The organism is Shinella sp. GW835-FHT14H05, from assembly GCF_058793575.1.
In genome coordinates, this window is sequence record NZ_JBXAFY010000014.1 from 56,308 (window position 1) to 83,300 (window position 26,993).

At 61.0% G+C, this 26,993-nt stretch carries 26 protein-coding genes; 10 read left to right on the forward strand and 16 right to left on the reverse strand.

Annotated elements, in window-relative coordinates; translation table 11 throughout:
• Positions 1–10 precede the first annotated feature (10 nt).
• From AC1Q6Z_RS28400 to AC1Q6Z_RS28420, 5 genes are all read right to left on the reverse strand, one after another.
• Positions 11–1,246, reverse strand: coding sequence for a CapA family protein (locus AC1Q6Z_RS28400; RefSeq protein WP_306041559.1), 1,236 nt, complete (start codon positions 1,244–1,246; stop codon positions 11–13).
• Between the two features lie 91 nt (positions 1,247–1,337).
• Positions 1,338–2,972, reverse strand: coding sequence for a dipeptide ABC transporter ATP-binding protein (locus tag AC1Q6Z_RS28405; protein WP_306041557.1), 1,635 nt, complete (start codon positions 2,970–2,972; stop codon positions 1,338–1,340).
• The gene (locus AC1Q6Z_RS28410) at positions 2,962–3,843 is read right to left on the reverse strand and encodes an ABC transporter permease (protein ID WP_306041555.1); all 882 of its coding nucleotides are present in this window, start codon (positions 3,841–3,843) and stop codon (positions 2,962–2,964) included. The genes AC1Q6Z_RS28405 and AC1Q6Z_RS28410 overlap by 11 nt, the downstream gene beginning before the upstream one ends.
• 11 nt (positions 3,844–3,854) lie before the next feature.
• A complete protein-coding gene (locus AC1Q6Z_RS28415) occupies positions 3,855–4,826 on the reverse strand; it encodes an ABC transporter permease (RefSeq protein ID WP_242224959.1) in 972 nt (323 codons plus the stop codon).
• Between the two features lie 11 nt (positions 4,827–4,837).
• Positions 4,838–6,430, reverse strand: coding sequence for an ABC transporter substrate-binding protein (locus AC1Q6Z_RS28420; RefSeq protein ID WP_306041552.1), 1,593 nt, complete (start codon positions 6,428–6,430; stop codon positions 4,838–4,840).
• A gap of 373 nt (positions 6,431–6,803) precedes the next feature.
• Between AC1Q6Z_RS28420 and AC1Q6Z_RS28425 the strand changes: the two genes are divergently transcribed.
• Complete coding sequence (locus tag AC1Q6Z_RS28425; protein ID WP_242225027.1) at positions 6,804–7,031, forward strand: helix-turn-helix transcriptional regulator; 228 nt, start codon at positions 6,804–6,806, stop codon at positions 7,029–7,031.
• Positions 7,032–7,080: 49 nt separating this feature from the next.
• Here the strand turns inward: AC1Q6Z_RS28425 and AC1Q6Z_RS28430 are convergent, their stop codons facing one another.
• The 4 genes from AC1Q6Z_RS28430 to AC1Q6Z_RS28445 form a co-directional block, all read right to left on the reverse strand.
• Positions 7,081–8,316, reverse strand: a complete 1,236-nt coding sequence (locus tag AC1Q6Z_RS28430; protein ID WP_492649966.1) for a hypothetical protein — start codon at positions 8,314–8,316, stop codon at positions 7,081–7,083.
• Between the two features lie 181 nt (positions 8,317–8,497).
• Positions 8,498–9,574, reverse strand: coding sequence for a class I SAM-dependent methyltransferase (locus AC1Q6Z_RS28435; RefSeq protein WP_492649962.1), 1,077 nt, complete (start codon positions 9,572–9,574; stop codon positions 8,498–8,500).
• A 208-nt stretch (positions 9,575–9,782) separates the two neighbouring features.
• The gene (locus tag AC1Q6Z_RS28440) at positions 9,783–10,514 is read right to left on the reverse strand and encodes a helix-turn-helix transcriptional regulator (RefSeq protein ID WP_306041547.1); all 732 of its coding nucleotides are present in this window, start codon (positions 10,512–10,514) and stop codon (positions 9,783–9,785) included.
• 258 nt (positions 10,515–10,772) lie between these two features.
• Positions 10,773–12,188, reverse strand: coding sequence for an amidase (locus AC1Q6Z_RS28445; RefSeq protein ID WP_306041546.1), 1,416 nt, complete (start codon positions 12,186–12,188; stop codon positions 10,773–10,775).
• 179 nt (positions 12,189–12,367) lie between these two features.
• Here AC1Q6Z_RS28445 and AC1Q6Z_RS28450 point away from each other — a divergent pair, with 179 nt between their 5' ends.
• Positions 12,368–12,535, forward strand: a complete 168-nt coding sequence (locus AC1Q6Z_RS28450; RefSeq protein ID WP_492649963.1) for a hypothetical protein — start codon at positions 12,368–12,370, stop codon at positions 12,533–12,535.
• 233 nt (positions 12,536–12,768) lie between these two features.
• On the opposite strand, the gene AC1Q6Z_RS28455 is transcribed toward AC1Q6Z_RS28450, so the two are convergent.
• Positions 12,769–13,965, reverse strand: a complete 1,197-nt coding sequence (locus AC1Q6Z_RS28455) for an FAD-dependent oxidoreductase (protein WP_306041544.1) — start codon at positions 13,963–13,965, stop codon at positions 12,769–12,771.
• Between the two features lie 45 nt (positions 13,966–14,010).
• Positions 14,011–14,526 carry a copper chaperone PCu(A)C gene (locus AC1Q6Z_RS28460; RefSeq protein ID WP_151652281.1) on the reverse strand — a complete coding sequence of 172 codons (516 nt, stop codon included), beginning with the start codon at positions 14,524–14,526 and terminating at the stop codon, positions 14,011–14,013.
• A gap of 184 nt (positions 14,527–14,710) precedes the next feature.
• On the opposite strand from AC1Q6Z_RS28460, the gene AC1Q6Z_RS28465 reads away from it, so the two are divergent.
• On the forward strand, positions 14,711–15,640 hold the full coding sequence (locus AC1Q6Z_RS28465) for a cation diffusion facilitator family transporter (protein ID WP_370360515.1): 930 nt from the start codon (positions 14,711–14,713) through the stop codon (positions 15,638–15,640).
• 13 nt (positions 15,641–15,653) lie between these two features.
• On the opposite strand, the gene AC1Q6Z_RS28470 is transcribed toward AC1Q6Z_RS28465, so the two are convergent.
• From AC1Q6Z_RS28470 to AC1Q6Z_RS28490, 5 genes are all read right to left on the reverse strand, one after another.
• A complete protein-coding gene (locus AC1Q6Z_RS28470; protein WP_492649967.1) occupies positions 15,654–16,841 on the reverse strand; it encodes a peptidoglycan L,D-endopeptidase MepK in 1,188 nt (395 codons plus the stop codon).
• Positions 16,842–17,055: 214 nt separating this feature from the next.
• Complete coding sequence (locus AC1Q6Z_RS28475) at positions 17,056–18,111, reverse strand: flavin-containing monooxygenase (RefSeq protein ID WP_306041540.1); 1,056 nt, start codon at positions 18,109–18,111, stop codon at positions 17,056–17,058.
• A gap of 11 nt (positions 18,112–18,122) precedes the next feature.
• Entirely contained in the window at positions 18,123–18,752 is a 630-nt protein-coding gene (locus AC1Q6Z_RS28480; RefSeq protein WP_084438751.1) for a L,D-transpeptidase, read from the reverse strand.
• Positions 18,753–18,893: 141 nt separating this feature from the next.
• A complete protein-coding gene (locus AC1Q6Z_RS28485; protein WP_492649964.1) occupies positions 18,894–19,217 on the reverse strand; it encodes a hypothetical protein in 324 nt (107 codons plus the stop codon).
• Between the two features lie 232 nt (positions 19,218–19,449).
• Positions 19,450–20,379 (reverse strand): LysR substrate-binding domain-containing protein, encoded by a 930-nt coding sequence (locus AC1Q6Z_RS28490; protein ID WP_064334800.1) that lies wholly within the window; start codon positions 20,377–20,379, stop codon positions 19,450–19,452.
• Between the two features lie 86 nt (positions 20,380–20,465).
• Between AC1Q6Z_RS28490 and metC the strand changes: the two genes are divergently transcribed.
• The 7 genes from metC (at position 20,466) to copC (ending at position 26,989) form a co-directional block, all read left to right on the forward strand.
• A complete protein-coding gene (gene metC / locus AC1Q6Z_RS28495) occupies positions 20,466–21,692 on the forward strand; it encodes a cystathionine beta-lyase (protein WP_306041533.1) in 1,227 nt (408 codons plus the stop codon).
• Positions 21,693–21,793: 101 nt separating this feature from the next.
• Positions 21,794–22,711 carry a transporter substrate-binding domain-containing protein gene (locus AC1Q6Z_RS28500; protein ID WP_492649965.1) on the forward strand — a complete coding sequence of 306 codons (918 nt, stop codon included), beginning with the start codon at positions 21,794–21,796 and terminating at the stop codon, positions 22,709–22,711.
• A 61-nt stretch (positions 22,712–22,772) separates the two neighbouring features.
• A complete protein-coding gene (locus AC1Q6Z_RS28505) occupies positions 22,773–23,915 on the forward strand; it encodes an amino acid ABC transporter permease (RefSeq protein ID WP_064334840.1) in 1,143 nt (380 codons plus the stop codon).
• 2 nt (positions 23,916–23,917) lie between these two features.
• A complete protein-coding gene (locus tag AC1Q6Z_RS28510) occupies positions 23,918–24,991 on the forward strand; it encodes an amino acid ABC transporter permease (protein WP_306041530.1) in 1,074 nt (357 codons plus the stop codon).
• Positions 24,991–25,746 carry an amino acid ABC transporter ATP-binding protein gene (locus AC1Q6Z_RS28515; RefSeq protein WP_306041528.1) on the forward strand — a complete coding sequence of 252 codons (756 nt, stop codon included), beginning with the start codon at positions 24,991–24,993 and terminating at the stop codon, positions 25,744–25,746. Before AC1Q6Z_RS28510 ends, AC1Q6Z_RS28515 begins: the two co-directional genes overlap by 1 nt.
• Positions 25,747–25,930: 184 nt before the next feature.
• Positions 25,931–26,386: a pseudoazurin gene (locus AC1Q6Z_RS28520; RefSeq protein WP_064334805.1), complete on the forward strand. Its 456-nt coding sequence runs from the start codon at positions 25,931–25,933 to the stop codon at positions 26,384–26,386.
• 240 nt (positions 26,387–26,626) lie between these two features.
• Complete coding sequence (gene copC / locus AC1Q6Z_RS28525; RefSeq protein WP_168169022.1) at positions 26,627–26,989, forward strand: copper homeostasis periplasmic binding protein CopC; 363 nt, start codon at positions 26,627–26,629, stop codon at positions 26,987–26,989.
• Positions 26,990–26,993: the final 4 nt, after the last annotated feature.

The following is a 26,993-nucleotide window of genomic DNA, read 5'->3' on the forward strand; positions in this document are numbered from 1 at the left end:
CGGCAGAGGGTTAGATGCGAATGCGCGCTGTGTCGTCCAAAATCTCAATGCCCACGCCGAATTTTCCGCAGTGCTCCCGAAACCGCTGGAGAATCCTTTCCGCGTCGTGACCGTGGGCAAGCTCTGGTGCAAGGCGCTCTTCCAAAGCTTCGCTTTTCAAGGCTTCTGCACCACCGATAACGACCGGGTGAAATGAAACGCCGGCAACCTGGCCATCGTCGTCGAACGAGCACAGGCCAATCACACTCTCCCACACTTCACGCGCCCGCCATTTCGATTTCACGGATTTGACGTGGAAAATGAAATTGCCCAGACTGTAGAATATCGGCCGCCCGCGGTAGATTTCGATCGGCTGAAGGACGGGAGCGCCATGGCTCACGAACATGGCCGCCCCCGCGTCGATGCATTTCTTCGCGACGGCCCCCACCCATTCAGCCACCTGATACCAGTCCGCGGCCCAGTGATGGTGGTGCAGGTACGCGATGACTAGGCACCCTTCTTCGGACGCTGACGTGATCGCGGCGAGATTTCGGCAGAGGGAGTCTTCGTCGATTTTGACGTTTCGGCCGAACCGATCGGAGCGCCTGAATATCGCGCGGGCGATGCTCAGCTCAACCTCAGGATCGACATGTGGCGTGTCGTCAGGTTGGCTGTCATTGGCGAGGTCCATCGCTGTGTAGCCGACATTGTCGCGGATCGCGCGCAACTGCTCGAAAGCCTCGGCGTCGACATCGATCACCTTCGACAGCTTCAGCCGGTTAACGCCGGGGCGTTCAGGACGGCCGATGGAAGCATCCGCGGCGTACATGAAGTCAGGTCCAGGTCCCCCGTCCATGGCGACAAGGGCCACCTTCCGCCCGCCAACGAAGCCCTTCGCAGCGCGCGACGCCGCCGTCCGGTTGCGCCCGATGCCGGCGTGAAGGAACCCGCGCCTCTCCACCTCCTCCAGGGTGGAAAGAACGCCGGAGGGACCGAGGTCGAACGCATGGTTGTTCGACAGCGCAAGCCCTTGAAAGCCAAGTGCCTGCAATGCGTCCAGAGCATTAGGCTGGCTGCAGCCGAATACCGCACCTTTGAGCGGCCATCCTCCATGGTTGCCGAGTATCGTGCTTTCGAAGTTCGTGAAAGCGAAGTCGGCTCGCTGGAGCACCTCCTGGACTTCCCTGAAACCGGGCGTGCTGACGTCGCGGGTATCGTGTTTGATGAGTGATTGCCCGGTAACGGCGATCGTGAACCTGTTTATCATGACAGACCTTTCCTCGCTGCGCATGGACGCGGCGTGCAGATAGATGAAGAGCAAATTCGAGTTGTGCCCAATGCCTGCGACGTCGCTGCCGTCAATGCGTGAAACGCTTCGGGCGCGCGTCGATCAGGCTGCGCGTGTACGGGTTTTGCGAGCGCGAGAAGATGAACTCCGAGGGACCGGCATCTTCCACCTCGCCATCTTTGAAGATGTAGATTGAGCTGCAAAGCGCCTGCACCAGCGCCAGGTCGTGCGAGATGAAGAGCATCGAAATGGCCCGCTCCGCTACATTCTCCTTGAGCAGCGCGACAATCTCCGCCTGCACGGATACGTCAAGCGCTGACGTGGGCTCATCGGCAACGATGATCCGCGGGCCGGCGAGAAGGGCGCGTGCGATGCAGATACGCTGCTTCTGTCCCCCCGACAGTTGGTGCGGATATCGGCCGAGAAGGCTGTGTGCCAATTGGAGGCGATCCATCATATTGACCACATCCTGCCTCGGGTCGCCCGATTGGCGACTTCCGAACCGGACACTTTCCCGTAGCGTCTCTCCAATCGGCATGCGCGGATTCAGCGAGATCGCCGGATCTTGGAAGATCATCTGGACCTCACCGAGCAGACCGCTCCGACGGCCGGGCCGAGAAATGTCGAACCGCCTGCCGTCGATATCGAGATTGCCGCTGTTGGCAGTCTCCAGCCCGGCGATGATCCGGCCGATCGTGCTCTTGCCACTGCCGCTTTCCCCGACGATGCCGGTGATCGCGCCGCGCTCCAACACCACCGAAACGTTGCGCAACGCGGATTTGTGGGCCTTCCTCCTGAACCAGGCAAATCCGCTGGAGAAGGTCTTGGCGACGCCCCGGGCGGCGAGGATGGGCGGCGTATCGGTCTCGGCGACATGCTCCGCTGGACTATCCGACAACCGCAATCTGGGGACGGCGGCGAGGAGGCTGCGGGTATATGTGCGCTGTGGGGCGTCCAGTACCGATGCCGTGACGCCGGACTCCACAACCTTGCCGTGGCGCATGACAACCACCCGGTCGGTTATATCGGAGACGACGCCCATGTCGTGAGTGACAAGGATGATCGACACGCCGGTCTCGTCGACGAGTTCGCGCAGGAGCGCGAGGATTTGCTTTTGCACCGTCGCATCGAGGGCGGAGGTCGGTTCGTCGGCGATGATGATATCGGGTGCGCCGGCAAGTGCGATTGCGATCACAATGCGCTGGCGCTGACCGCCCGAGAACTGGTGGGGGTAGTTGTCATATCGTTCGCGCACATCCGGAATGCCGACGCGAACGAGCAAATCGAGGGCCATGGCCCGCGCTTCCTTGCGCAGCGTCTTGTCATTGTTGGCGAGGATAGCTTCTTCAACCTGGGGGCCGACGGCCATGAGCGGATCGAGAGATGCGGTGTGATCCTGGAAGATCGCAGATATCCGCCGTCCCCTGATTTCGGCCCATTGGTGTTCGTCCATTCCATCGAGCGTCTTGCCATCGAAGAGGATGGTGCCGGCCGTTCGCTCGAAATCTGCGGCAAGAAGACCAAGGATGGCGTTGCCAAGCGTCGACTTTCCCGCGCCGGACTCGCCGATCAGACCAAGGACTTCGCCGCGTTGCAGGCTGATGCTGACATCGTGGAGGATCGTCGTGGCGCCGGCTGGAGTGCGGTGTTTCAAGGTGAGATTGCTGACCATCAGCAAAGGATCACGCGTGTTGTCATGCGCCATGGGAACGCCTCCTGGGATCCAGCCGGCGCCGCAGGTCTTCGCCGACGAAGTTGATGCTTGCGATAAGACCGAACAGAGCAAGGCCCGGGAAAAGGCTGATCCAGTATTGGCCGGTCAGCAGGTACTGGAAGCCGTTTGCGACGGTGGAGCCGAGCGACGGCTTGTCGATCGGCACTCCGAGTCCGAGAAAGGAGAGGGTGGCTTCTAGCGCGACGGCATGGCCGAGTTCGATCGGGATCAGGGTGATGGCCGGGGCGATGCTGTTCGGAAGGAGGTGACGAAAGAGGATGCGATGGGTCGGCAGTCGCAGGAGCCGGGCCGCATCGAGATACGGCTTGCCGATCTCGCTGAGCGCCACCCCACGCGCAAGTCGGGCATAGGTTGCCCATTGCACGATGACGATTGCAAGGATGATGCGGTCGACGCCGGGACCGAGCGTGACGATCGCGATGAGGGCCACCAGGATGGTGGGCAGGCTTAGCTGGAGATCGACGATGCGCATGATAAGGGCGTCTGCCCACTTGCCGAAGTAAGCGGCGCTGACACCGAGCGTCAGCCCGATGAAGGCGGCAATCGCCGTGCTGGTGACCGCAACGAGAAGACTCAGGCGCAGGCCATAGAGTATGGTGCTGACGATATCGCGCCCAAGTCCGTCCGTTCCGAGCAGATAGGCGTAGCCAACGCCACTGACGGTTCCTGGTGGGGACGAAGCTTCCCACGCCTGGATCTGCAGCGGGTCATAAGGGTTTTGCGGCGCGATGAACGGTGCTGCGAGCGCCAGCAGAATGTAGGCGGCAAGCAGCACCAGCGAGAGGCTGAAGCGGTGTTGCCACGGATACCTCCACAATGTGCGAAGTGTTTCGGCCTTCATGAGTTCCCCTTTCAAGCGGAAAGGCGCACGCGCGGATCGAGCGCGGCATAGGTGAGGTCAACGAGGGCGTTCAGCCCGACGAAGGCGACGGCGACGAAGGCTAGGGTTGCCATCACGACCGGCCGATCGAGAAGCTGGATGGAGTCGATCAGAAGCTTGCCGACGCCGGGCCAGGCGAAGATCGTTTCCACCACCACCGCGAAGGCCAGCATCCCGCCGAACTGCATGCCGACGATGGTCACGATGGGAATGCTGATGTTCGGCAGGGTATGCCGGAACAGGACCCGCCGCGCTGACAGGCCCTTTGCCCGGCAAAACCGGATGAAATCCTGGCTTTCCACCTCAATAGTGCCCGCCCGCGCCAGTCGCGCGATAAGCGCGATCTTCGGAATGGCAAGGGCGAGGGCAGGCAGCGCCAGATGGCTGAGACCGTCGAAGGTGAGAAAACTCCACTCCCGGCCGAGCAGCGAGACTGTCTCACCACGGCCGCTTGAGGGAAACCAGCCCATGGCGAGTGCGCCGAGGAGGATGAGCATCATGCTCAGCCAGAAGGAAGGGATGCTAAGCGCAAACACGCTCGCGTTCAGGACGATGCGGTCAAGCAATCCCCCTTGCCGCCGACCGGCCAGAAGCCCGAGCAGAGTGCCGCACGGTGCGGCAATCAGCATGGCCGTCGACGCGAGTTCGAACGTTGCCGGCAGCTTGCTCATGACAAGCGAAAAGGCCGGCAGATGGTAGATATAGGACGTCCCGAAATTGCCGGTGACGACGTTGCCCATGAACAGGAAATACTGCCACCAGAGCGGCTGATCGAGGCCGAGGGCAATCGTCGCGTTGCGGATGTCCTCGGCGGTGGCTGTTTCGATGTTGACGATGTTGAAGACGGGATTGCCCACGCTATGGATACCGGCAAAGCCGATCACCGACATGACGAGGAGGAGGAGGAAGGCTTGTGACAGCCTTCCAACGATGGTGGTCATCATGGCAGTCCCCCTCACTTACCCGAGGGTACGGCCTGCATCGCGGTCGTCCAGCCGCGCGGATGCACGGCATAGGAGCCGACCTTCTCGCCATGTCCGACGATCAGATGGAAATGGTAGAGCGGGATCATCGGATAATCTGCCATGACGAACTCCGTGGCTTCGGCGATCGCTGCATTCCGATCGGGGCCTTCATCCATGGCCATCGCCTTTGCCAGCATCTCGTCGAATGCCGGGTTCCGGTACTTACCGTAGTTGAGCGATCCCGTGCCCGCTTCGTTGTCGGAGGAGCCAAGGAGCGCTCCGAGGCAGAATGTCACCGCCTCGCCGGAGCATCCGCCGTACCAGACCGGATAGTCGCCGTTGGACCGCTTGGTGGCGAATACCGAGAACGGCGCCACCTCGGGCTGAGCACTTACCCCGATCCTTGCCCAGTTCTGCGCGATAGCCTGCAGGGACTCGCCGTCACCGGGGTACCGGCCCGCCGGGCCGGCGAGCACCACCTTGAAGCCATCGGGATAACCGGCTTCAGCGAGAAGTGCCTTTGCCTTCTCATAGTCCGGGGGCGTCACCTTCAGGTTTGCCGACGTTCCGGCGAGGCCGGTCGGGAAAAGCTGGGAGGCCGCGGTGCCATAACCGAGCAGGATCCTGTCGGCGATGAAGGCGCGGTCGGTGGCCAGCGTCAGGGCCTGCCGCACACGCTTGTCCTGGAAGGGATTCTTGATCTCGCCACCCGCCTTGTCGGTCAGCCCAGGCGGCTTCTCTCCGCCGATGTCGAACTGCAGGAAGTTCGAACGGGCGGCAGCGGCGCTTTCCACCTTCACGCCGCGCTGTTCGAGGCCCTCGACGTCGCGTGCCGGGATGGAGTCCGCAACGTCGACGTCGCCGGTCGCCAATGCTGCCACGCGTGCGGCAGGGCTTTCGATGACGCGGAAGGTGACGTTCGTCCAGGCCGGCGTTCCGCCCCAGTAGGCGTCGTTCCACTCCAGGTTGAGCGTTTCACCTGATTGCCAGCTCTTGAACTTGTAAGGGCCCGTCCCGACCGGCCGCGCGCCGGCATTGAGATCCTCGGTCGTTGCGAAGCCATCCGCCTTGTGAGGCATGATGAAGATCGGGGTCATCAGAAGCGGCAGGGTGGGAATGTCACTCGTCGTCTCGATGACGACGGTCAAGGGGTCCGGCGCCGATACCGACTTGATTGCCTGCGTATACGACTGATAGCCGCCGCTCGGCGGCTTGAGGAAGTCCCGGATGCGCTCGATCGAGTAGATCACGTCCTGGGCCGTGAAAGGCGAGCCGTCGTGGAACTTGACGCCTTCGCGCAGCTTGAACTCCCACTGCGTTTCCGAGAGCCGCTTCCAGGATGTCGCGAGCCGCGGCACAGGGTTCATCTGTGCGTCCTGGGTCACGAGACGCTCGTAGATATGGGAAAGGAGGGAATTGTTCTCGCCGAGATCGGCATAGTGCGGATCGAGTGTCATCAGCTTGAACTGCGTCCCGATGCGCAGATCTTCCGCCATGGCGGCGCTCTCGAGAAAGCCCGCCGATACGGTCGCGGCGAGTGCCGCGGCAAACACTGTCGAGCGGAATTGATGCAGAAATGGCATTGCGATGGTCCCTCCTTGGTTTTTTGCGCCCGGCCTGCCGAGATGAAGGGCTTCTTCACCACACGCGTTTCCGCTCCCGTTGAACGAATTCAGTCGTCGCAAAGGGCAGGTGGGCGAGGTTGTGATAGCTTTAGATCCGGCTTCTTATCTGCAGCGGCTGCATGAAGATGCGGACATTTGTGGAGAGGAGGTTTCCATGGATGATTGCAGGCAAAGTTCTGCTAATCTCAGAATCAGCCATGATCCGAGCTCCTACCAGCTTGATTATGGTCAGGTCAGATTGCGTGCTCCAACACGCCATCTGGCCGCTTGCATGATAAGACCTACAGGAAGAGCCCATGACATGCAACATAAATCACCATCGTATGGTGATATGAAGCCAATTCAGTGCAGATTGGCCCGCACAGCATTGGGCTGGGGAGTTGTCGACCTTGCCAAGGCAGCAGGGGTCTCAACGCAAACCGTAGTTCGGCTCGAGCGCGGGGAGGAGTTGCGCGAAACGACGCTCGCACGGATTCAAGCGGTACTTGAGGACGCAGGAATAGAGTTCATTCCCGCGGACGGCGGTGGTGTGGGCGTTCGCTTCCGAAACCCGTCCTGAGCTTTAATTGCCATCACGCAGTACCCAAAGGCCGGGATGCCGTGTCGCGTCACGGTCCTGACCACAGCCACTCGCTTGAGATGCGCTTGATTGTGCCATCGTCGATATGCGCGGACATCTCGGCCCAGATGGGATCGGTTGTGAAGCTCGCTAGGTCGCCGCTGGCCTGCTCCAGCGTCAGGTTCGCGTACGTCGAAAGGAGAGGGGAGATTCCGCCCGCAGCTTCGATTTCCTGAAAAGGATCAGTATCGGCAGGCTTTAGAACGCGATGTCCCCATACTCCCGGCAGCTTGTCCCTCTCAAGTGCAGCGAGCAGTCCCGCGGCACCTGAAAGCCGGACGCCTATAGAGGCCAGATACCGCATAAGCGGAAGATACACTGTCTGCCGGCACCCACCGAGAGCTCTGACGCCTGGAAGGGTCGAAACCACCAGATAGGTCATGAACATCCCGGGCAGGATTGCACGCTCGCGAAGCGCAGCGGCTAGTCGTTTCGGAGTGAGCTTCACCTCGAAGCTCGGTGACCGCAGGGACTTGAGTGCGCCGCCCTCCAGATGCAACGGGACCACCCTGTTTTTCTCGAGGCCCCAGAAGAGATCGGTGGTGCGGCGAACCCAGCCCGCCCATGGACCAGCGTTCAGGCGGTCGGTCTCTTCCAGGATCGACAGCGCGGCCATCACTCCATCGAAGAAGTGCGCCGACAGCCATGATTTCCTATCATCGAGATGATCCGCGATCAGGTCGGCCATATCGAAATCGTCAAGCTGCAGCAGTTTCGCCGGCGCGGCGAGCTTTCCGTGCCAAAGAGCCTGATTTCCCATTTTGATGGCCTCGGCGCCCGATGGAAATCCTGCGGCAGGGAGTTCGGCCAACAGGCGCGCGGCCGACGCATTCGGCGCGACCTCGTGCCTCGAATTCGAAAAAGCGTAGCGGTAGGGGCCATTTAGGCACCCGATGCTGCTTCCGATCAGGCGCTTGCGTGGGAGGCCGAAAACATTGAGGGTTTCTCCGCCTACCCTCAGCCACCCCGGTCCCTTCTTCGCGCTTTCCTTGAAAGCCGACGTCGAGACCGAGTAGGTGATGTGCCATTGCCGGCCATGCGACATGAGGCCGAGCAGGCTGAACATATGCGTATAGAATGCGTCCGGCTCGATCAGCAGCATTGCATGCGGCCCGGTCTGCATGACCGGCGCGGAAAGGACTTCGGCGCTTGCGCTGAGGGCGTCTTCTTCGCCATATCCTGACCGGCGCGCAGCCCGCTCGACGCAGACGCGCAGCCGATCCATGGCATGCACGCGCACCTCATCTCCGCAAGAGAACGGCTCGACATCGTAAAGGGCCGTGGCGTAGGTAGCCAGCGGCTGCGCCCAGAAGGCGTCCAGATGTGGCAGCAGGTAGGAGAGACAGCGGCGTACATCGGCTACGCTGCAATGCTCCTTGAGATCAGCCGATACCTCAGAATCCATCTCAAGAACTCAACGACCGTCTCGGAGCGACAGCCGCCGTCGCGGTGGCACTACGCCAAGAGAGTTCCGGGCCGAGCGGATCGGATTCCGTGTCGATCACAACGAGAGGAAGAGGCTCGTAGCAGAACGCAGGCGGCATAGCCGGTTTCAGCATCAGCGAGATGAGTTCCACCAACGAGGCCCGCGAGTTGGAGGAAGCGATCATGTAGAAATTGCCGCTGTTCCAGGTCACCACGGAATAGCGGAAGAACGCCCTGAGCGCCGCAGTCGTGGTCGAAAGGTCCACCTGACAGGCCGTCATGGTGTTTAGGATCTCGGCCTTCTTTTCGGAGATATGCTCCTGCGAAAAATATCGGGCCTTGAACAGCTCATCCTTTTGGCGCTCCCGCTCAGCGTATACGGCAGCATCTTCATGGGCGAGTTTCTGCACTTGCACCAGGACGCCGCCCTGCCGGATACGAGGGACGACGAACTCGAGCTGCTTTACGCGATCCTGATCGTACATCTGAAAGGTTGTATCTTCGAACAAGACATCAAAGCCGTCCCGGAAGGGGGAGAGATCTGAATCGCTCGCGTAGCGATCGTCATCGAGTTCGAAAAACGGCCCGAGAAAGAAATGTGTGTGCTCGCTTCCCCGTCTCGCGAGAAAAGCTTCGCGGTTGGCGGGCGTTGGACTGCAACAGAGCGTCTTGATGCGCCCTCCGCCAAGCGCCGCAAGGCTTCGTGCAAGGCAACCTGTGCCAGTGCCGAGCGTATAGATCGTCGTGGGCATCATGGCTCGAGCCCAGTTCTGCAGTGCGAACGAAAGGACAGCCGCCCCGAGACGGCATTCTTCTTCGAGCCGGTAAGGAATGCTGGCGTAATAGTGCTGGTCGAAAATTCCGAACAAGCGCGTATGCGTGTCCGCAAAGACAGCGCAGTCGAGATCGAAATCCATCAGGCTCAAGTCAGGCTGTGGCTGTGCAAGATCCGGCGCCCCGCCTCGACCACTGGCCGTTCTTTCGAAGAAGGGGGCGAAGGACGTCAGCCGCGGGGCGTTTCGCCAGCGCTCTATTGTTTCCGGGTCCACCGTCATCATCGCCTCCCATTGATCGACCGCCGACGCGAACCAACCAGGCGAGAGTTGAACCGCCTTTGCCCGCTCGCCACACGAGGGTCGATGCTGTTGCGGAAGGACAATCTTCGGGGCGAGAGGAGGGGGGCGCAACCTATCGAAATCGCCAGATTGCCAGAGAGTGACGAGAAGATCGTCAAGGTGATGATTGGCCTAAAACGCTGCGATGTGCCTAGACGTCGACCAGTTCCAAGTAGCTCGCCTTGGCCACGGCATGGTAGCTAGTCGTGGCGCCTAGCTTCCGCCTGGCCGACCGCATATAGAGGTGGACCGCACTCTCCGAGATGCCCAGGATGACGGCAATCTGTTTATAGATCTTGCCGGACGCAAGAAGTTGGAGACATTGGCGTTCTCTCCTCGATAATTCTCGGACAAGAACGGGGCGGCGCAGCCCCGAGAGGGTGAGCACTTTCTCGTGGAGGTAGTGGGAGAGAATATGCAGGTCGTGGAGGTTTGCAGCGCAGAGGGCCAACCAGTCGCTACCTGACCATTCGGAAGTAACCGAAAACAGGCAGCGCTCTCCGTTTGCGCCACGGATCGGGACGGTGAGGCCGTTCGGGCCTACCCCATAGGCCCGAGCTTCGTCGAACAGCCGGCGGACCCGTGAGGCTCTTTGGTCGAGCGTCGACCAGTCCACCGGGAGCAGTCCCCAGCGCGCAATATCGATAACAGGATCTATTGCAAGGTAGTCGTTGGCGAAATAGGTCGCGATCCATTCCTCTGGATAGGTGCTGCAGTAGTAGGGAGCAGCCGACGGGCCAGCGCCTCTCCGGACGACAATGAATGTCATGTGTGACAAACCATAGCGAGTTCTGACCGCATGGAGTGCACCGGATAGCTCGCCAGGTTCCGACAGGGTCTGTAGCTCTCCGAGCGTGAGCGATAGGTACGAGCGATCATCCATTCGAAATGCGCACTCCTCTTCGTCCTAGCCGCGCCTGGGCCGCCTGAATACGATCAAGCCTTCTTCTTACCGGCGGTCTCATGTTCCTGAAACTGCCAAAAAGATGAGTTGAGTGATCAGTCCAAGTGATCCAGCAGCGCCCGGCCGTGCGGAAGCGGGCGTGTGGCTTTTCGCCGCGGCGAGCCCACCTGAGGCCAAGATCCCGCGAGAGATGTCGGTGCTGCTGGCGCCGTCGAGACGAGCAGCGTTCCCTTTGTCCTAGGTAGATCGCGCCCGAACTGTGTCGACCATGGGCGCTTTATGGTGCCAACCCGTCACCAACTGGAATGCATGGCCGATTCTGAGGGCCAGATCTTCGGCAAAGCTCTTGCAGACGATTTGTAGCGATGTCGGAAGTCCATGACGGGTGTATCCGTTCGGAACTGCTAACGCGCACATATCGAACGTATTCACAAATTTGGTGAACCGTGACGCTGCGTAGGATTCGTCAAGGTCGTGAAGCGTGCGTGCCGGCGTCTCGGTCGTCGGCGTCAAAAGCGCGTCCACGTCAATCATCGCTGCTTGCATTTCCTGCCCCAGTTTTTCTCGTTGACACATTGCCACGAGATAGTCCTGGGCAGAGAGATTTCGCCCCGACAGGATTCGTTCACGAACAAGGTCGCCGAGCGCTGTGGTTGGGTCATTTGCAAGATGACCGAACAACGCATATGCCTCGGCTTTTGTGATTGCATCTTGAGGGGAAAAGCAGGCGTTGAATCGGAATGGCAACGGTAGGCCGATGATATCGGCGCCAAGCTTCGCAAGGCACTCCAACGATGCATCGTATGCAGCGAGAACCTCTTCGTCGACGCCCTCTCTTTCATCTCGATGTATGCGGGCAAGCCGAAGACCCTCAACCCCTCCCTTGAGGCCAGCCAGCACATCGCTTCTAGGGGTGCCCCACGTTGCACGATCAAGCGGGTCGATCCCCTCGAGAAGGGAGTACAGCAGGGCGGTGTCCTCAGCAGTCCGGGCCATTGGTCCCACTGTGTCGAGCGTCGGGCTCAGCGGCATAACTCCATACGAGCTGATGCGCCCAGACGTCACCTTCAAACCCGTGATGCCACAGAATGCCGCTGGAAGCCTGACCGAGCCGCCCGTGTCGGTTCCAATCGCCCAAGGCGACATACGCGCCGCAACCGCGACACCGGAACCGCTACTCGATCCCCCCGGCGTTCTTGCTGTCGCTTGATCCCAAGGATTCCAAGGCGTACCCATGTGCTGGTTTGTGCCCCAGCCACCCATTGCAAACTCCACCGTTTGGGTCTTGCCAAGGAAGATCATGCCTCTGTTTAGAAGGCGGCGTGCAATGGTCGCCGTTCGGTCTGAACGTCTGTTCCGCCACTCAGCAGAACCTCCCGTTGTGATCCTTCCTTCGATCTCGATTAAATCCTTTAACGCGATAGGCACGCCGTGCCATGGGCCTATCGCACGCCCCTGACGAATGGCGCGATCAGCAGAAGCAGCTACCTTTCGCGCCTCATCTCCATAAACATCTACGAACGCGTGCAACCTTCCATCCAGCGATGCGATCCGAGAAAGAAACGCATCTACAGCCTCTGCGGATGACAGCTCTCCCGACGAGATCTGTCTCGATAACTCCGCAGCTGTCAGTTCTGCTGGGTCGCTTGTCATTTTGGAAGCTTGAGTCCTCTGTTCTCCGTGGATAGACGGAAAGATATGCCGGGTCATCTTGACTAGGTGAACTCACGTTCGAGCGGGGAGATATGGGAGTGCCAGCCGATATCTGGGTGAGAAAACAGGTTCGCCATGTGAAGGCGGAGGTGGTCACGCCGCCATCGTTAGAGTAGATAATGAAGCTTGTTGGCTTGATCGCCAAGCCTACCATAATCGCAATTCGGTTCTTGGGTGTTGTGCTGAGAAGATTTGTTTTTGCCGTACTTTTCGCGTTGGTGGGCATCTCAGTGGTGTTCAGTGTGATCGGCGTCCTGGCGGTCTGGAACCCGATGGAGTTGTTCTAGCCGGCTTCTCATTGGACGCTAGTCGCGCCAAGCTTTGATGATGAACACTGTGGGACAAGACACCCTGACGCGCGTTTCGCGCAAAACTTGTGTGCTCTCGACGCGCTCTCCTGCATCGATGAACCCGACCAATCTGGGAGAAGTGTGCGCGGCCTAAGAGACCTCGGGACGGGCGGTCGACGCCGAAATTCAATCTAGCCGATGTCATCGGAGTCGATGATCGTTGATTGCGCTCAGCCGCGAATATGTTCGGGGCGAAACCCGATCCCGATCAGCCGTCCCGTCAGATGAGGCAGGAACCGGGAGCGTGCGATGAACCGCAGGAAGGCCGGCGGCCGTTTTGGCTGGGACGCGTCGGCCGCGGGACCGCGCTTGCGACGCATCATCAGCTGGACCTTCTGCGTCGCCTTCGTCGGGAATGCGCGACGCTTCTGAACCGCGGCAAGATGCCCAGAGGAGCACGTCCCGTCCTTCAGCGGCCGGGCAAGGATGTTTGCGGCGGCGACGGCGTCCTGCACCGCGAGGTTGACCCCGACGCCGCCGATCGGCGACATCGCGTGGGCGGCATCGCCGATAAAGAGCAGGCCCGGCTTCCACCAGCGCCTGGCGCGGTCCATGCGAACCCGCAGCAGATGAACATCCGGCCAGCCGGCGATCTCCTCGAAACGTTCGAGGGGTAGGGGCGCAACAGCGGCCAGCCGTTTCCGCAGTTCTGGAAGCCCGTCGCCTTTCACGTCTTCGAAGCGTCCCTTGCCGATAACGAAGCCGATCTGCCAGTAGTCGCCGCGGTCGATCATGACGAGCCCTTGAGAGGGGCCGGCATGGCCCATCGGCATCGCCGGATCGTCCGGCCGGCGGGAAACCCGCATCCACAGCACATCGACATTCGAGCCAAGGTCCTCGATCTCAACGCCGGCCTCGTGCCGGACGATCGATTCCCGTCCATCGGCACCGACGGTCAACGACGCGCGGATCGTCTTCTCGTTCCCCCTCTCGATGATCCGGACACCCTGCACCGCACCGTCTTCTTCCACGAGGCCCACGACCTGGCAGCCCATGAGAAGGCGAAAGCCGGGATAGGCGGCGGCCTTGCGGGCAAGGAAGTCGAGAAAATCCCACTGCGGCATGAAGGCAATGAACTTACAGCGGGTCGGCAACTGGGAGAAATCGGCGATCTTCGCCGTCCGGCCGTCGATCTCGGCGTAGAGGGCAGGGGCTTGCTGATGCGGCAGGGCAAGGAATTCGTCGAGCAGCCCGAGTTCGGCCATGACCTCGAGGGTCGAGGGATGAATGGTGTCGCCACGGAAATCCCGGAGGAAATCGTCATGCTTTTCGATCACCGTCACGGGAACGCCGGCGCGTGCCAGAAGCAACCCCAGCATGAGGCCGGCAGGGCCGGCGCCGACAATGCAGCAACTCTGTTGGCACAACGGGTGTTTGCTCCTTTTCGACTCTGCTGCCGCCAACAAGACGATTCAACCCGGATCGGCTTCGACCTGACCGTGATGGTGCCTGACGAGTTCGTCACGGGAGCTGACGATCTTGGCGATCACCTCCAGTTTCGTGCCGTCGTCGAAGGTCAGCGTCAAGCGGTCGGCCTGGCGCCCCGTCATGTCGGAGACTGGATCCCCAAGAAGGAGCCGAATGCCATTTGGCTGCATTCTCAACTCGGCATGAGCGGGGATCGGAACGAAATCCTCGAAGCGGCGCTGCTGGGAAACATCATCGGCGGGTTGTGACGACAGCGTCGAAACCGATCGAAAGGTCTCGCTTGCGACAGACGACAGACGCATCTCGCCGTCCGTCCCGTTCCAGATCGTCAGGAACCCCTTGGTCTGACCGCTTTGTTGATCCACAACGAGGAGTTCGGCGTGCTCGACCAGCAAGGCGCGAGGCGGATTATCATGGAGAGACAAATCGTCCGAAGCGCCGGCGGCGAAAGCCGGCAGCGTGGTTGCAAACATTGTCGCAGCGCAGGCGATCATGCGCATGGCCCAGGTTCTCCGACTTTTGATCCGGATGTTGTCTTACCAGAATTCTCGCCGGAATAATGACGCACTGTCCTTCACAAATGCGGCATATGGACACCGGACCATCTACATGGATGATTGACGTTCGCCCGCTACCGCACCAGTTTCCAAGCAGTCGCGATAAAGCTGGTAGCGAGGGCGCAAGATGATGAGCAGCGAGCCGGGGCATGCGCATTCCGATGGAGATCACGACCACCAACACGGAGCCGAGGTGACGCAATCGAACGAGCGCCGGATCAGGCTCGTGTTCATCCTGACCGCCGGTTATGCGCTGGTGCAGGCAATTGGTGGCTGGCTTGCAGGTTCTCTTGCGCTGATCGCGGACGCCGGACACATGGTCTCGGATTCGGCAGCCTTGCTGCTTGCGCTGGTGGCCTATCGTGTGGCGCGCTGGCCGATAGATGCGCAGCGGACCTACGGCTTTCACCGTGTCCGGGTCCTGGCTGCTCTCGCCAATGGCGCGACCCTGCTGCTGCTTGTCGCATGGATCGCCTGGGAAGCGGTGCAGCGCATCAACCAGCCCGCGGAGATCCTCGCCGGTCCGATGCTCGTTGTCGCGACCATCGGTCTCGTCGTGAACCTTATCGGCGCCTATGCGCTATGGTCCGGCGACAGCGGTGACAGCAACCTGCGTGGCGCGCTCCTTCACGTCGTCGGCGACCTTCTCGGATCGGTCGGCGCCATTGTGGCGGCCATCGGCATCATGCTCACCGGATGGAGTGTTCTCGACCCGCTTCTCTCGGTGCTGGTCGCCGGCCTCGTCATCCGCTCGGCCTGGGGGCTGGTTTCCGATTCCATCCGCGTGCTCCTGCAGGCCACGCCGAAAGGCATCAATGCCGATGAAATCGAAGCGGGCCTGCAGAATCTACCGGGCATCGCCGAGGCGGGCCACTTCCATGCATGGACCTTGACGGACGAAAGCATCGTCGCGACCGTCCACGTCAGCCCTAAGGAGGGGATCGACCCATTGACCCTGCCGTCGGTCGTCGCGTCCTTTCTCAAGGAAGGGCACGGCATCGATCATGTCACGGTCCAGGTGGACCCGCGGGGCGCGCTTCTCGCCCGGCACGCGTGATCGTGCCCTTCAATCAGCCGTCTGATCCGAAGCGGTCCAGGTTGAAGGTGCTCGACGCATCAAGTGCCCGTGTTGTTTGCGAACCGCGTCGCGTATCGTCGACGCTTGCGACGGCACGCCGCAGGCTAGCCGGAAGCGTCAGCCGTTGAAGCGCCTCGGCCGGTGCAAGCGCCCAATCGAGCATCGCCTTGTCGGAAACCGTCCATGCGCTTGCCTGGTGAAGGTCAAGAAGGCCGGATTCGGCGGCAGCGGGCTGGCGCAATACCCGCCCCGTGATGCCGAGGCCTCCCATGGCCTTGAACGTTGAGGAGGGAATGAAAGCGGAGGTGTTTACACTCACAACGCGTTCGATTTCAGCTGCTCGAAACGTGGGGAGCGGAGCGCTGATGGTCGCCAGGTCGAAGAACGCCGGTTGTTCGACGGTCATTTCGCCCGCGGCCTGCACCTCGAGCGCCTTTTCCGCGCGGCTTTTGCGTGTCGGCAGCAACGCGGTCACGAGACTGTTCGGCGAGGTGTCATCTTCGGACAGTGCAGCGCCGGCGGAGCTCGCGGCCACGATCGATTTCGAGCCGACGCGTCGCTTGTAGTCCGCCATGGCCACGTTGTAGCCGGGCAGGGGGCGACCATCGGCGGGAACGTGCAGTGTCTTGCCGTTCGGGAAGATGCGCACAAGCTCTTGACGCGACATCCGTGGCCAGGCGCGCACATTGCCGACATCGAGATGCACGAAGGGCGAGCCCGATTTCGGATAGTAGCCGACGCCGCCAACCTGCATTTGCATGGCGGTGGCCCTGAGCTTTGCCAGCTTCACGCCAGGGATGAAGAAGTCCATCGCCTTGCCGAGCGTGTGCTGGCTGTTCTTGGCGACGCCCGAACTGCGCGAACGACCGCGCAGCATATTGTTGGTGGCGGGGGAGCGGTAGGCGGAGACGATGTGGATGTAATCCTTCGCGCCGCTGCGCTGATAGACTTCCCAGACGAGGTCGAGCAGGCGAGGGTCCATGCGAGCAGGTTCGTTCCGGCGCCAGTCGCGCAGGAAGCGGTTGACCTGCGCGAGACCCTTCGGGTCGAACCTGCCGTCGCGCTTGAAGGTGATCGTCGCCCGCTCGCCGGTGTGGGTGAAGAACAGTTTCAGCGATCGATCTTCCGCGGCAGCCGTGGCAGCGGTCAGTGCGACGACAGAGGCGGCGGCGGCCGTGATGGTGGAGGCTTGCGCAACCCAGCGCGCAATCGTCTCGATTCCCTTGTCGGCAGCAGCGTGGAACAGGCGCGCCAGAAACGCAGTCACAGGATACTCAGACACAGCAGTTCCGATCCAAACGAGAAACTTCACGGGGCGGCAGAGACGTCTCGCCGCAGATTGCTGGCGAGGATTATGGTCAACAAAGATTTAAGAAGCCGTTGATGCCTGGTGGTCATCGCTTGGCCCCTTGACGGTGTTGCCGGCGGACAATCTCCTCGACGATGCGCCCGGCATCCGGCCCGGCACCCATGACGAGAGCGGATGCCCTGTTTCGTTGCCACGGCCGGCCCACGAAGTAGAGCCCAGGCACAGCGGAAACGCCGTTGGTGTGCGAGAACGCACGATCCGGTCCTACGGCCGACGGAATCTCCACCCAACCCGTCTCATCGCGATAGCCGGTCGCCCAGATTACCGTTCGCACGGTGGCGGAGCTGCCGTCGGAAAACGTGGCCGTCTCGCCTGAGGCGGCGACAAGGCGTGGCACAAGCCGAACACCTGCCTGCGCCAGGTGTTTGTCTCCTTGCCCTCGGTCGGGAAAGGCATCGGCAGCGCGCACCTTGCGGCCGATCCATGACTCCGGCGAGGCGTTCAGAATGCCGAGCAAGCGGAGCCACCACCAGATCGACTTCCCGAACAGCCCTTCGGGGAACAGTTTTCGAGGCTTGCCGTGGGAAAGCATCACAGGTTGCAGGGTCCGGCATTCAAGTGCGATGTCACGACCGCTTGCGCCGTCTCCAACGACGAGGACCGGTCCATCGGGCACACCCGCAGGGTTCTGATAGGTTTGCGGCGTCAACTGCAGCACCTCAGATCCGAAGCCGCTAGAGATGGACGGGACTATCGGTTTCTGAAAACCCCCGGTCGCGACAATCACTTCACTAGCTTCGATTTTCTCGCCCGAGTCCGTTTCTGCGAGGAAGACCCGGTTCGCACGCGACAAGCGCGCGACCCGTGTTCCCGATCGCACCGGCAGGCTGAAACGCGCGGCGTAGTCTTCCAGGTAGACAGCAAACTCGTCGCGGCTCGGATATTGCTCCCGGTTGCCGGCAAGGGGCAGGCCTGGAAGGGCGCTGAACTGGCGTGGAGTGAACAGGGTCAGCGAAGCGTAGCGGCTGCGCCAGCTGTCGCCGACGCGCGGATGGGCGTCGACGATCAGGAAAGGCAGACCGGCCCTGCGCAGGTAGTACCCTGCGGCAAGGCCAGCCTGGCCGGCTCCGATGACAAGCACCTGCCGCGCCGTCACGAAACCACCACGACGCGTGTTCCTACCGGGACGCGCTCATAGAGGTCTTCGACGTGACCGTTGACCATCCGTATGCAACCATTCGAAACCGCCTTGCCGATCGTCCAGGGCTCGGTCGTGCCATGGATGCGATAGAGGGTGTCTCTGCCGTCTCGAAACAAATAGAGAGCCCTCGAGCCCAGCGGGTTCTTCGGCCCGCCGGGAACGCCGTCGGCATAGCGTGCATATTTCTTCGGATCACGCCGGATCATGTTGTCGGTCGGGCGCCAGCTTGGCCATTTCGCCTTCCGGCCGACAGTCGCCGTGCCGGAGAACGCCAGGCCCGCGCGCCCGACACCTACGCCATAGCGGCGGGCAAGGCCCCCTTCTTCGATGAGATAGAGAAAGCGATCCCTCGGTACGACGATGATGGTACCGGCCGTCTCCGGATAGGGAGATGTCACCAGTTGCGGCAGAAATCTCTCATCGATGTCGATCGTGCGTTTCCTGCCTTGCGCGAAGGCGAGCGCGGGTGAGGCAAGGAGAGCGACGGCGGCAAGGCCGAAGGTCCGTCGATCCAGAACCGGGGAAGCCGGCCGCTCCGCTGTTGGGGATTGTTCGGTATCGTGGTTTGAAAGTCGTCTCATGGAAGTGTTCCTTGGCACGGGCAGGGGTCGCTTGGCGGTCTGCAATCGGCTTTGAAATGGGAATGGTGGGTGAGCGGCCGAGCGTATGCCGCGGTCGCGTCACCGGAGACCGCATCGCGCGCGCGTGCGTCCCCGGTTGGTTCAAGCCGAGCGAGGGGGAGGCAGAATCAGCCGGGCTGGAACTGACGATTGCGTGTCGAAAGCTTGATTGGGGCGAATCCGGCGGACCGGTGCGGCCACCGGCCAGAACCACGCGACCAGCCAGCTGCAGGCTTCGTGACAGGTCTCTAGGCTCGCCGGATGGTCAAGCTCTGAATCATCAGTGTCTATCGCCAAAAGGCTCACGCTGCTCTGTAACGGGTCGGACAGCGCGTGGCCGCGCGCCGCCACCGACGCCGCGGTGCTTGCTCCGACGACGAGCGACATAAGGAAGACAATGATCAACTTCATGAGGGCGCGGTGCATGTGCGTAATGCCCGGATCGCTGCATTTTCGAAGACCTATCTCACGGCATTATGCTTAACAGGCGATTACCGGTGTGTGCAGCGTGGAGGCGAAATTCCTGCCTTCGCGCACGACCCGTTGAAATCGCAAGTGATTTTGATCCCGTGCGTTTGATGTCATGACATCGGCAGGTGCCAATCACGATGGCATCCCGCGTTCGGCGTTTTGCGGCGGGTCGCACTCGGCAAAAGTTCTACATACTGACCGCTGTCTCGATAGTGCCGACCTTGATGCCGATGTCGTTGCGGGCGTCGTGCAGCGCGGCAATAAGCGTCTCGGCCCTTGTGGATTTAAGTCGATCCTTGCTCGTGAGGATGAGGGCGCGGAACGGGATCGCAGGGATGAAGGGGCGAGCGACAAGGCCACGGCTCTCAAACTGGCTGGCCTTGTAGGTCATTGCATTGGCGATGCCGATTCCGACGCCCTCCAGGGCCAGATTGCAGACGACCTCGGAATATTGCGTTTCGACGACAGTGCGGGTTTGCAGTTGCGCCTCTTCAAGGGTCCGTTCAATCCGTCTGCGCACCGTGTCGTCCGGAGACAGCGCGATGAACGGTTCGCCCTCCAAGTCCGCGGGCGTTACGTTTTCCCTTCCTGCCAGCCGATGACTGGCCGCCATGACGCAAACGGCCGGCGCGGACATGAAGGGTTGCACGGAGACGCGAGACGTGTCGATTTCGTCGGCGGTAAGACCGACATCCGCCTGGCCGGAAGCGACCATATCGCGCACGGCATTCGAGCCGGCAATCAGAAGTGTGACATGGCCGGTTCGGTCCCTGCTGCGATAGCGTTGGATAGCCTTCGGCGCGAACGAAAGCCCGAGCGCAGGGTAACATGCCAGGCGGAGTCCGCTGGCGCCGAACTCCCGGATCATCGCCGCACGCGCGCGCAGCTGGTCCATCCCGATGAAAGCCCGCTCGACCTCCTCGTGCAAGGCAATTGCCTCTGGCGTTGGTACGAGCCTGCCGCCGACCTGGCGGAATAGGGTCAGTCGCGTCGAGCGGGCAAGGCGGGCAACCGCCCGGCTGACGGCCGGCTGGCTGATGCCCAGGAACTCAGCGGCTCGCGATGTGCTTCCCATACGCATCACCGCGTCGAAGGCCTCGAGTTCTCCCAGGTGCATTATAACATCCGCGCATAAAGTGCCTATGGCTGAGACATTATCGCACATAGTGACGATACGCTATATCTCGTTCAGGGAGTTTAGCCGTGAACCGAGAAACCAAACTGCTGCATGCCGGACCGATAAGCGATGAAGGGTTCAGGAGCCTTTCCACGCCGGTCACGCGTGCCTCCACCATCGTCTTTCCGTCTTCCGACGCGTTCGAGCGCCGCTACGACCGGTTCTATGACGGTTATACCTATGGCCTGTACGGCACGCCGACGACCCGTACGCTTGAGGCACGGCTCGCCGAGTTGTACGACGCGGACCACTGCCTTTGCCTGCCGTCGGGCCAATCGGCGACCGCGCTCGCATTGACCTCCCTTTTGAAAGCAGGCGACCGCGTTCTCGTCACATCCGCCGCATATGGTTCGACACGCAGCTTCTGCCATGACACGCTTTCACGGTTCGGTGTCGAAACGGTTCTCTACGAGCCAGCCGCCGGAGCAGGCGTCGCTCGCCTGATCGACGAGCGCACGCGGGTGATCGTGGTGGAATCGCCCGGTTCCAACACTATCGAGATACAGGACATACCGGCGATCGCAGGCGCCGCCCGTGCGGCCGGAGCCTGCGTGCTCGCCGACAACACATGGGCGTCTGCGCTAAACTGCAACCCGCTTGATCTCGGTGCGGATCTTGTCATGGAAGCCTTGTCAAAACATGTGGGTGGGCATGCGGATCTTCTGCTCGGTGCCCTGGTCACACGCGATGAAGGATTGTACCGGCGGCTGAAAGACACCGGCAGGACCATGGGTCTCGGCATCTCGGCCGATGACGCCAGCCTCGCGCTGCGCGGGCTTCAGACGATGCCGCTGCGGTTGGAGCGGGAGGGGATATCCGCCTTGACGCTCGCGCGCTGGCTCCAGTGCCGTTCAGAGATCGGCGATGTGCTGCATCCTGCCCTGCCGAACCACCCGGGCCATTCGATCTGGCGGCGTGATTTCCAGGGTGCCAGCGGCCTTTTCTCGGTGAGGCTGGCACCACCGTTCCAAGCCAATGTCTCCGCTTTCGTGGACTCGCTCAAGGTCTTCCGTATCGGTGCAAGCTGGGGAAGCACGCAAAGCATCGTCACGCCTCAACTGGATGTATCCGCGAACCAGGCATTGCCTGTTCCGGGCAGCAACAGGATCGTCCGTTTCTCGGTCGGTCTAGAGCCGGTCGAGGACCTGCAGGCGGATATCGAGGCGGCCCTGAATGCCTTGGTCGCGGATGTGGTGCACGAGCACTGGATTGATGAAGAGGGAACAATCACAACAAGAGGAAGAGAACGATGAAGTACGCAATTCTGCTGACCAGCGCCATCGCTGCTGCTATACTTTCCGGCGAGCCGGTTCACGCCCAATCCATCGTCGACAAGGTCCGGGAACGGGGATATGTGAGCTGCGGCGCCAGCCAGGGGGTGCCCGGCCTGTCACGCCCCGACGAAAAGGGAGAGTGGACCGGTTTCGACGTCGACAGTTGCCGAGCCGTTGCCGCCGCGGTGTTCGCGGACAGCAAAAAGGCACGGTTCGTTCCACTGAACGCGGCCCAGCGCCTGCCTGCGCTTCAGACGGGCGAGATCGATGTCCTGTCCCGGACGACGACATGGACCTACACACGCGACACCGCGGTCCGCTTCGTCGCGATCAACCTCGTCGACGGCGACGCCATCATGTTGAGCAAGGCGTTGAACGTCCAGAAAGCGGCTGACCTCGATGGGTTGACGATCTGCCTGCAGGGCGGTGGCAGCCTGGTCGAGAACGCGCTCGACACGATCGAGCAGGACAATGCCGTCAAGGTCCAACGCGTCTATTTCGATTCGACCATCCTGGCGCGGGATGCCTATTTCGGCGGACGTTGCGACGGCTATATGAGCGACGGCTTCGCCATTGCCGGCCAGCGTGCGTCTGTCGCTGGCAATCCGGAGGAGCATGCCATCTTCTATAGCGGCGCGACCACCGAGCCGCTCGCTCTAGCCATCCCCCGTGGTGACGACCGCTGGTTGGACATCGTGCGCTATGCGTTCAACGCCATGGTCTGGGCCGAAGATCGCGGCATCACCTCGCAGAATGTCGATGAAATCAAAACGACGAGCGGCGATGCAGAAACGCGCAAGGCGCTGGGGGCCGAACCCGGCATCGGCGAGCCGCTCGGTTTGGACGACGCTTGGATCTACAATGTCATCAAGCAGGTCGGAAACTACGGCGAAGTCTTTGACCGCAATCTTGGGGCACAGAGCGCGCTCAAGGCCGAGCGCCGTCTCAACGCCCTCCCGCGCGATGGCGGCATCCTATTCCCGATTGCGTTCAAGTAACCGAACCGGACCATTGCCCGGTCGCAGCGGCCGGGCAATGCATGCAGAGGAGATTCAGATCATGCTGCAGGATGCCCGCTTTCGTGCGGCTGCCGTTCAGCTGATGTTGTTGGCTGGCGTTGCGACCTTCGGGATCGCCTTGGTCTCCGCCACGGCGCAAAACCTTCAGCTTCGGGGCATACCCGTCGGTTTTGGCTTTCTCTGGAAACCGGCGAATTTTCAGATCGCGGAGACGATCCTTCCCTATTCGTCCTCCGATCCGAACTGGTGGGCGGCGGTCGTCGGCCTCGCCAACAGCCTGTTCATTTCAGTCCTCGTGATCGTCATCGCCAGCGTCATTGGCCTCTTCATCGGCATCGGGCGCCTGAGCAACAACCCCCTGATGAGCGGCCTTTGCCGTGGTTGGGTTGAGATCGCCCGCAACACGCCGCTCGTCGTCCTACTCATTTTCACCTACGCGCTTTGGTGGGAGGTTTTGCCTCTCGCTTCGCAAGCGTGGAAGCTGGGCCCCGGCACGCATCTTTCGGTGCGGGGACTTTCCATGCCGGCGCTTCACTGGTCGGCATCGGGGGTAATGCCGCTGGCATTCGTTGGCGCCGGCCTCCTGGGCGTGTTCACGGCATCCCGCGCCGCCCACAGGCGGCAGTCTCGTACGGGCCGGCGCCCGCCTTATGTCTTATGGGCATGGATTGCCGTGGCATCGGGCGTGGCCCTGCTTCTCATGCTCTATCGCAATGCGTTATCGATCGAGTTGCCGGAATTCCGCCGTGCAAACTTTGTCGGCGGCTGGTCGCTGACGCCCGAACTGACCTCCATCCTGATCGGCCTTACATTCTATACCGCGGGTTTCGTCGGGGAAATCGTTCGCGGGGGGATCGTCGCGGTACGCAGGGGACAGTGGGAAGCCGCCACTGCGTTGGGTTTAACTCGGGCGCAGACCTACCGGCTGGTCGTCTTGCCGCTTGCCCTGCGCAGCATCGTCCCTCCGATGAATAGCCAGTACATCAACGTCATCAAGAATTCGACCCTCGCGATCGTGGTCGGCTACCAGGATTTCATGACGGTCATGAGCACTATGATCAACAAGACCAGCCACGCGATCGAAGGCGTCGCGATGATCCTCGGCGTCTTTCTCCTCGTCAACCTCGCCCTGTCCGCGCTGCTCAACGCGTACAACCGGCGCATCGCCATCGTGGAGCGTTGAAAATGGTCGAAATCGCCTACAACGTACCGGCGCTTACCAGTCGCCCTCTCACGAGACGGTTGGCGCCGTTTTTCGGCACGCCGCTCAATGCTGTCTTGACGATAGCGCTGGTCGCGCTTTTGGTCCGTATCGGGTGGCCGCTTGCGGATTGGGCGATCTTCGAAGCAGCCGTGCTTCCCGCCGAGCCCCAGACCTGCCAGGCGGCGACAGGCGCCTGCTGGAGTTTTCTCCTCGCCAAGTATGGGCAGATCCTCTTCGGCATCTATCCGCCCTCGGAACGGTGGCGCGCCGCACTGGTGTGCGGATTAATCCTCGCGACACTGGTGGTTTCCGCAAGGCCGTCGTCATGGCGGCCTTGGCTCGCCCTGGCCTGGCCGGGCATGATGATCGTCGTGCTGTGGCTCATGAGCGGCGGTTTCGGTCTGCCCTACGTGCCCACAAGCGCCTGGGGCGGCCTGCCGGTGACGCTTATCCTCACCGTCTTCGCCATCGGCCTCGGATTCCCGGCGGCAGTGCTTCTGGCTCTCGGCCGCAGGTCGCATATGCCTGTTGTGCGAACATTGAGTATCCTGGTCATCGAGACGATCCGCGGTCTTCCGCTTCTGAGCCTTCTTTTCGTCGCCTCGATCCTGCTGCCGCTCTTTCTTCCGGATTGGCTCCTCCCGGACAAATTCGTCCGTGCGCTTCTTGCGCTCACGGTTTTTGCGGCGGCTTACCTCGCGGAGGTGATACGGGGTGGGCTCCAGTCGATCTCTGCGGGCCAGGCGGAAGCGGCAGAAGCGCTGGGCCTCGGATATTGGAACACCCAGCGACTGATCATCTTGCCGCAGGCGATCCGCATCGTCATCCCGGCGCTGACCAACACCATCATCGTGATGGTGAAGAACACCAGCCTGGTTCTGGTGGTGGGCCTCTTCGATCTCATCAGTTCCGGCAAGGCGGCACTGTCCGATCCGGACTGGCCAGCACCATCGACAGAGACCTTCCTGTTCATCGGTCTGATCTACTTCATTCTCGCCTTTTCCTTTGCTCGTTTTGCCGACTTCCTGGAACGCCGCGGTAAGGAGATGCTTTGATGGCTGCCACTCCCATTGCAACACTCGCGATAAGTATCGAGAATCTTGGGAAGTCCTATGGCGATTTCGAGGTCTTGAAGAGCGTCAACCTCTCTGTCGCGCAAGGCGAGAAGATTGTTATCTGTGGACCCTCCGGCTCTGGCAAGTCGACGCTGATCCGCACGATCAATCGGCTCGAGGAGCATCAGCGCGGCAGGATCATCGTTGACGGGATCGAATTGACCGGTGACCTGAAGGGGATCGAGAAAGTCCGATCGGAAGTTGGAATGGTTTTTCAGCACTTCAATCTCTTCCCGCACTTGACCATACTGGAAAACTGCACCCTCGCGCCAATCTGGGTTCGCAAAATGCCGCGCCAACACGCGCAGGAGATTGCGATGGAGTTCCTCCGAAAGGTCCGCATTCCGGAGCAGGCCGATAAGTATCCCGGGCAGCTCTCGGGCGGTCAGCAGCAGCGTGTGGCGATCGCGCGGGCGCTGTGCATGAAACCTCGCATTATGCTGTTCGACGAACCGACATCGGCGCTGGACCCGGAGATGATCAAGGAGGTGCTCGACACAATGATCGAACTCGCCAACGACGGTATGACCATGCTGTGCGTCACGCATGAGATGGGTTTTGCGCAGGCGGTTGCCGACCGCATCGTTTTCATGGATGGCGGAAAAGTGATCGAAGAAAACCGGCCGGCGGAGTTTTTCAAGTCGCCGCGAAACCCGCGCGCGCGCGCGTTTCTCAGCCAGATAGTCGGGCACTGAGGGCGATCGTTCACAGACGGTCCAACCGCGGATTGAACACCGCCGGCGATGGAGGCGATGATGGGCGGCTGGGGAGCGGCAGTTCGCCGCGCGACATCTCGCTTTGCCGGTTACGATTGACCAAAGTGTTCCGAACAGGCAGGCGATATCCTGCAATCGTGCAAGATTGTGAAGGAGAAACCACATGCTTAAACGACGAGACGTATTGCTGGGCGCAGCGATTGGCACCATAGCGTTGACGGCGCTGCCTGTCAGAGCGGCAACGAAAGACCATCAGGTGATGATGCTCAACAAAGGCAAGAAGGGCGCGATGGTCTTCGAGCCCGATTTCATTTTGGCCGCGCCTGGCGATACAGTGACCTTTGTGCCCGTCGACAAGGGCCACAATGCCGAGACCATCAAGGGATTGATCCCGGATGGAGCGAACGCGTTCAAAGGCAAAATCAACGAGCAGATCACGGTAACCGTCGAGCAGGAAGGCATCTATGGTGTAAAATGCCTTCCGCACTATGGAATGGGGATGGTGGCGCTCATCGCGGTGGGGCAGCCGGTCAACTTGGAACAGGCCAGGACGGTGAAACATATAGGCAAGGCAAAGAAGGTGTTCGAGGAACTGCTGGCGCAGGTGCCGACGACGTGAGTTCTTGAAGCAACGCCACACACGAGCCGGCTTCTTGTCATGCCATGACCGTTATGCATCTGTGCGCAACGGTACACGTCGTCCGGCTCGGCGACTTTGTGCGCAGGATAGGCAATCATCGCTGATTGAGGCGAGAAGAGCGTGTAGCCGTGCGGCGTGGCGCTCCGCCGCCCCAATCATCCTATCAACCCGCTGTCATCGTTGATGACGGCGACCCGATATTCAGGACCGTGCAGCGACATGAACAAATTCAAAGCCTTATTCTTAACGTCGTTTGCAATGACAGTTCTGACAGCCGCCCCGGCAACGGCGCACTCCGTGCTCAAGAATTCGTCGCCAAGTGCCGATACAACCGTGGAAGCACCAAGGTCACTTGAGCTCACGTTCTCCGAAACCGTCAACCTGCGCTTCAGCAATATCGAACTCATCGGGCCTGATGGTGCGGCGGTGCGAGTGGGCAAGCCTATCAATTCGCAGGATGGTCATACGCTTCTTGCGCCCCTTCCGGAGCCGCTGCCTTCAGGCAGGTATGATGTCAAATGGGATGCTCTTTCCAAGGATGGTCATAAGATAAACGGCAATTTCAGCTTTCTCGTCAAATGAGGTG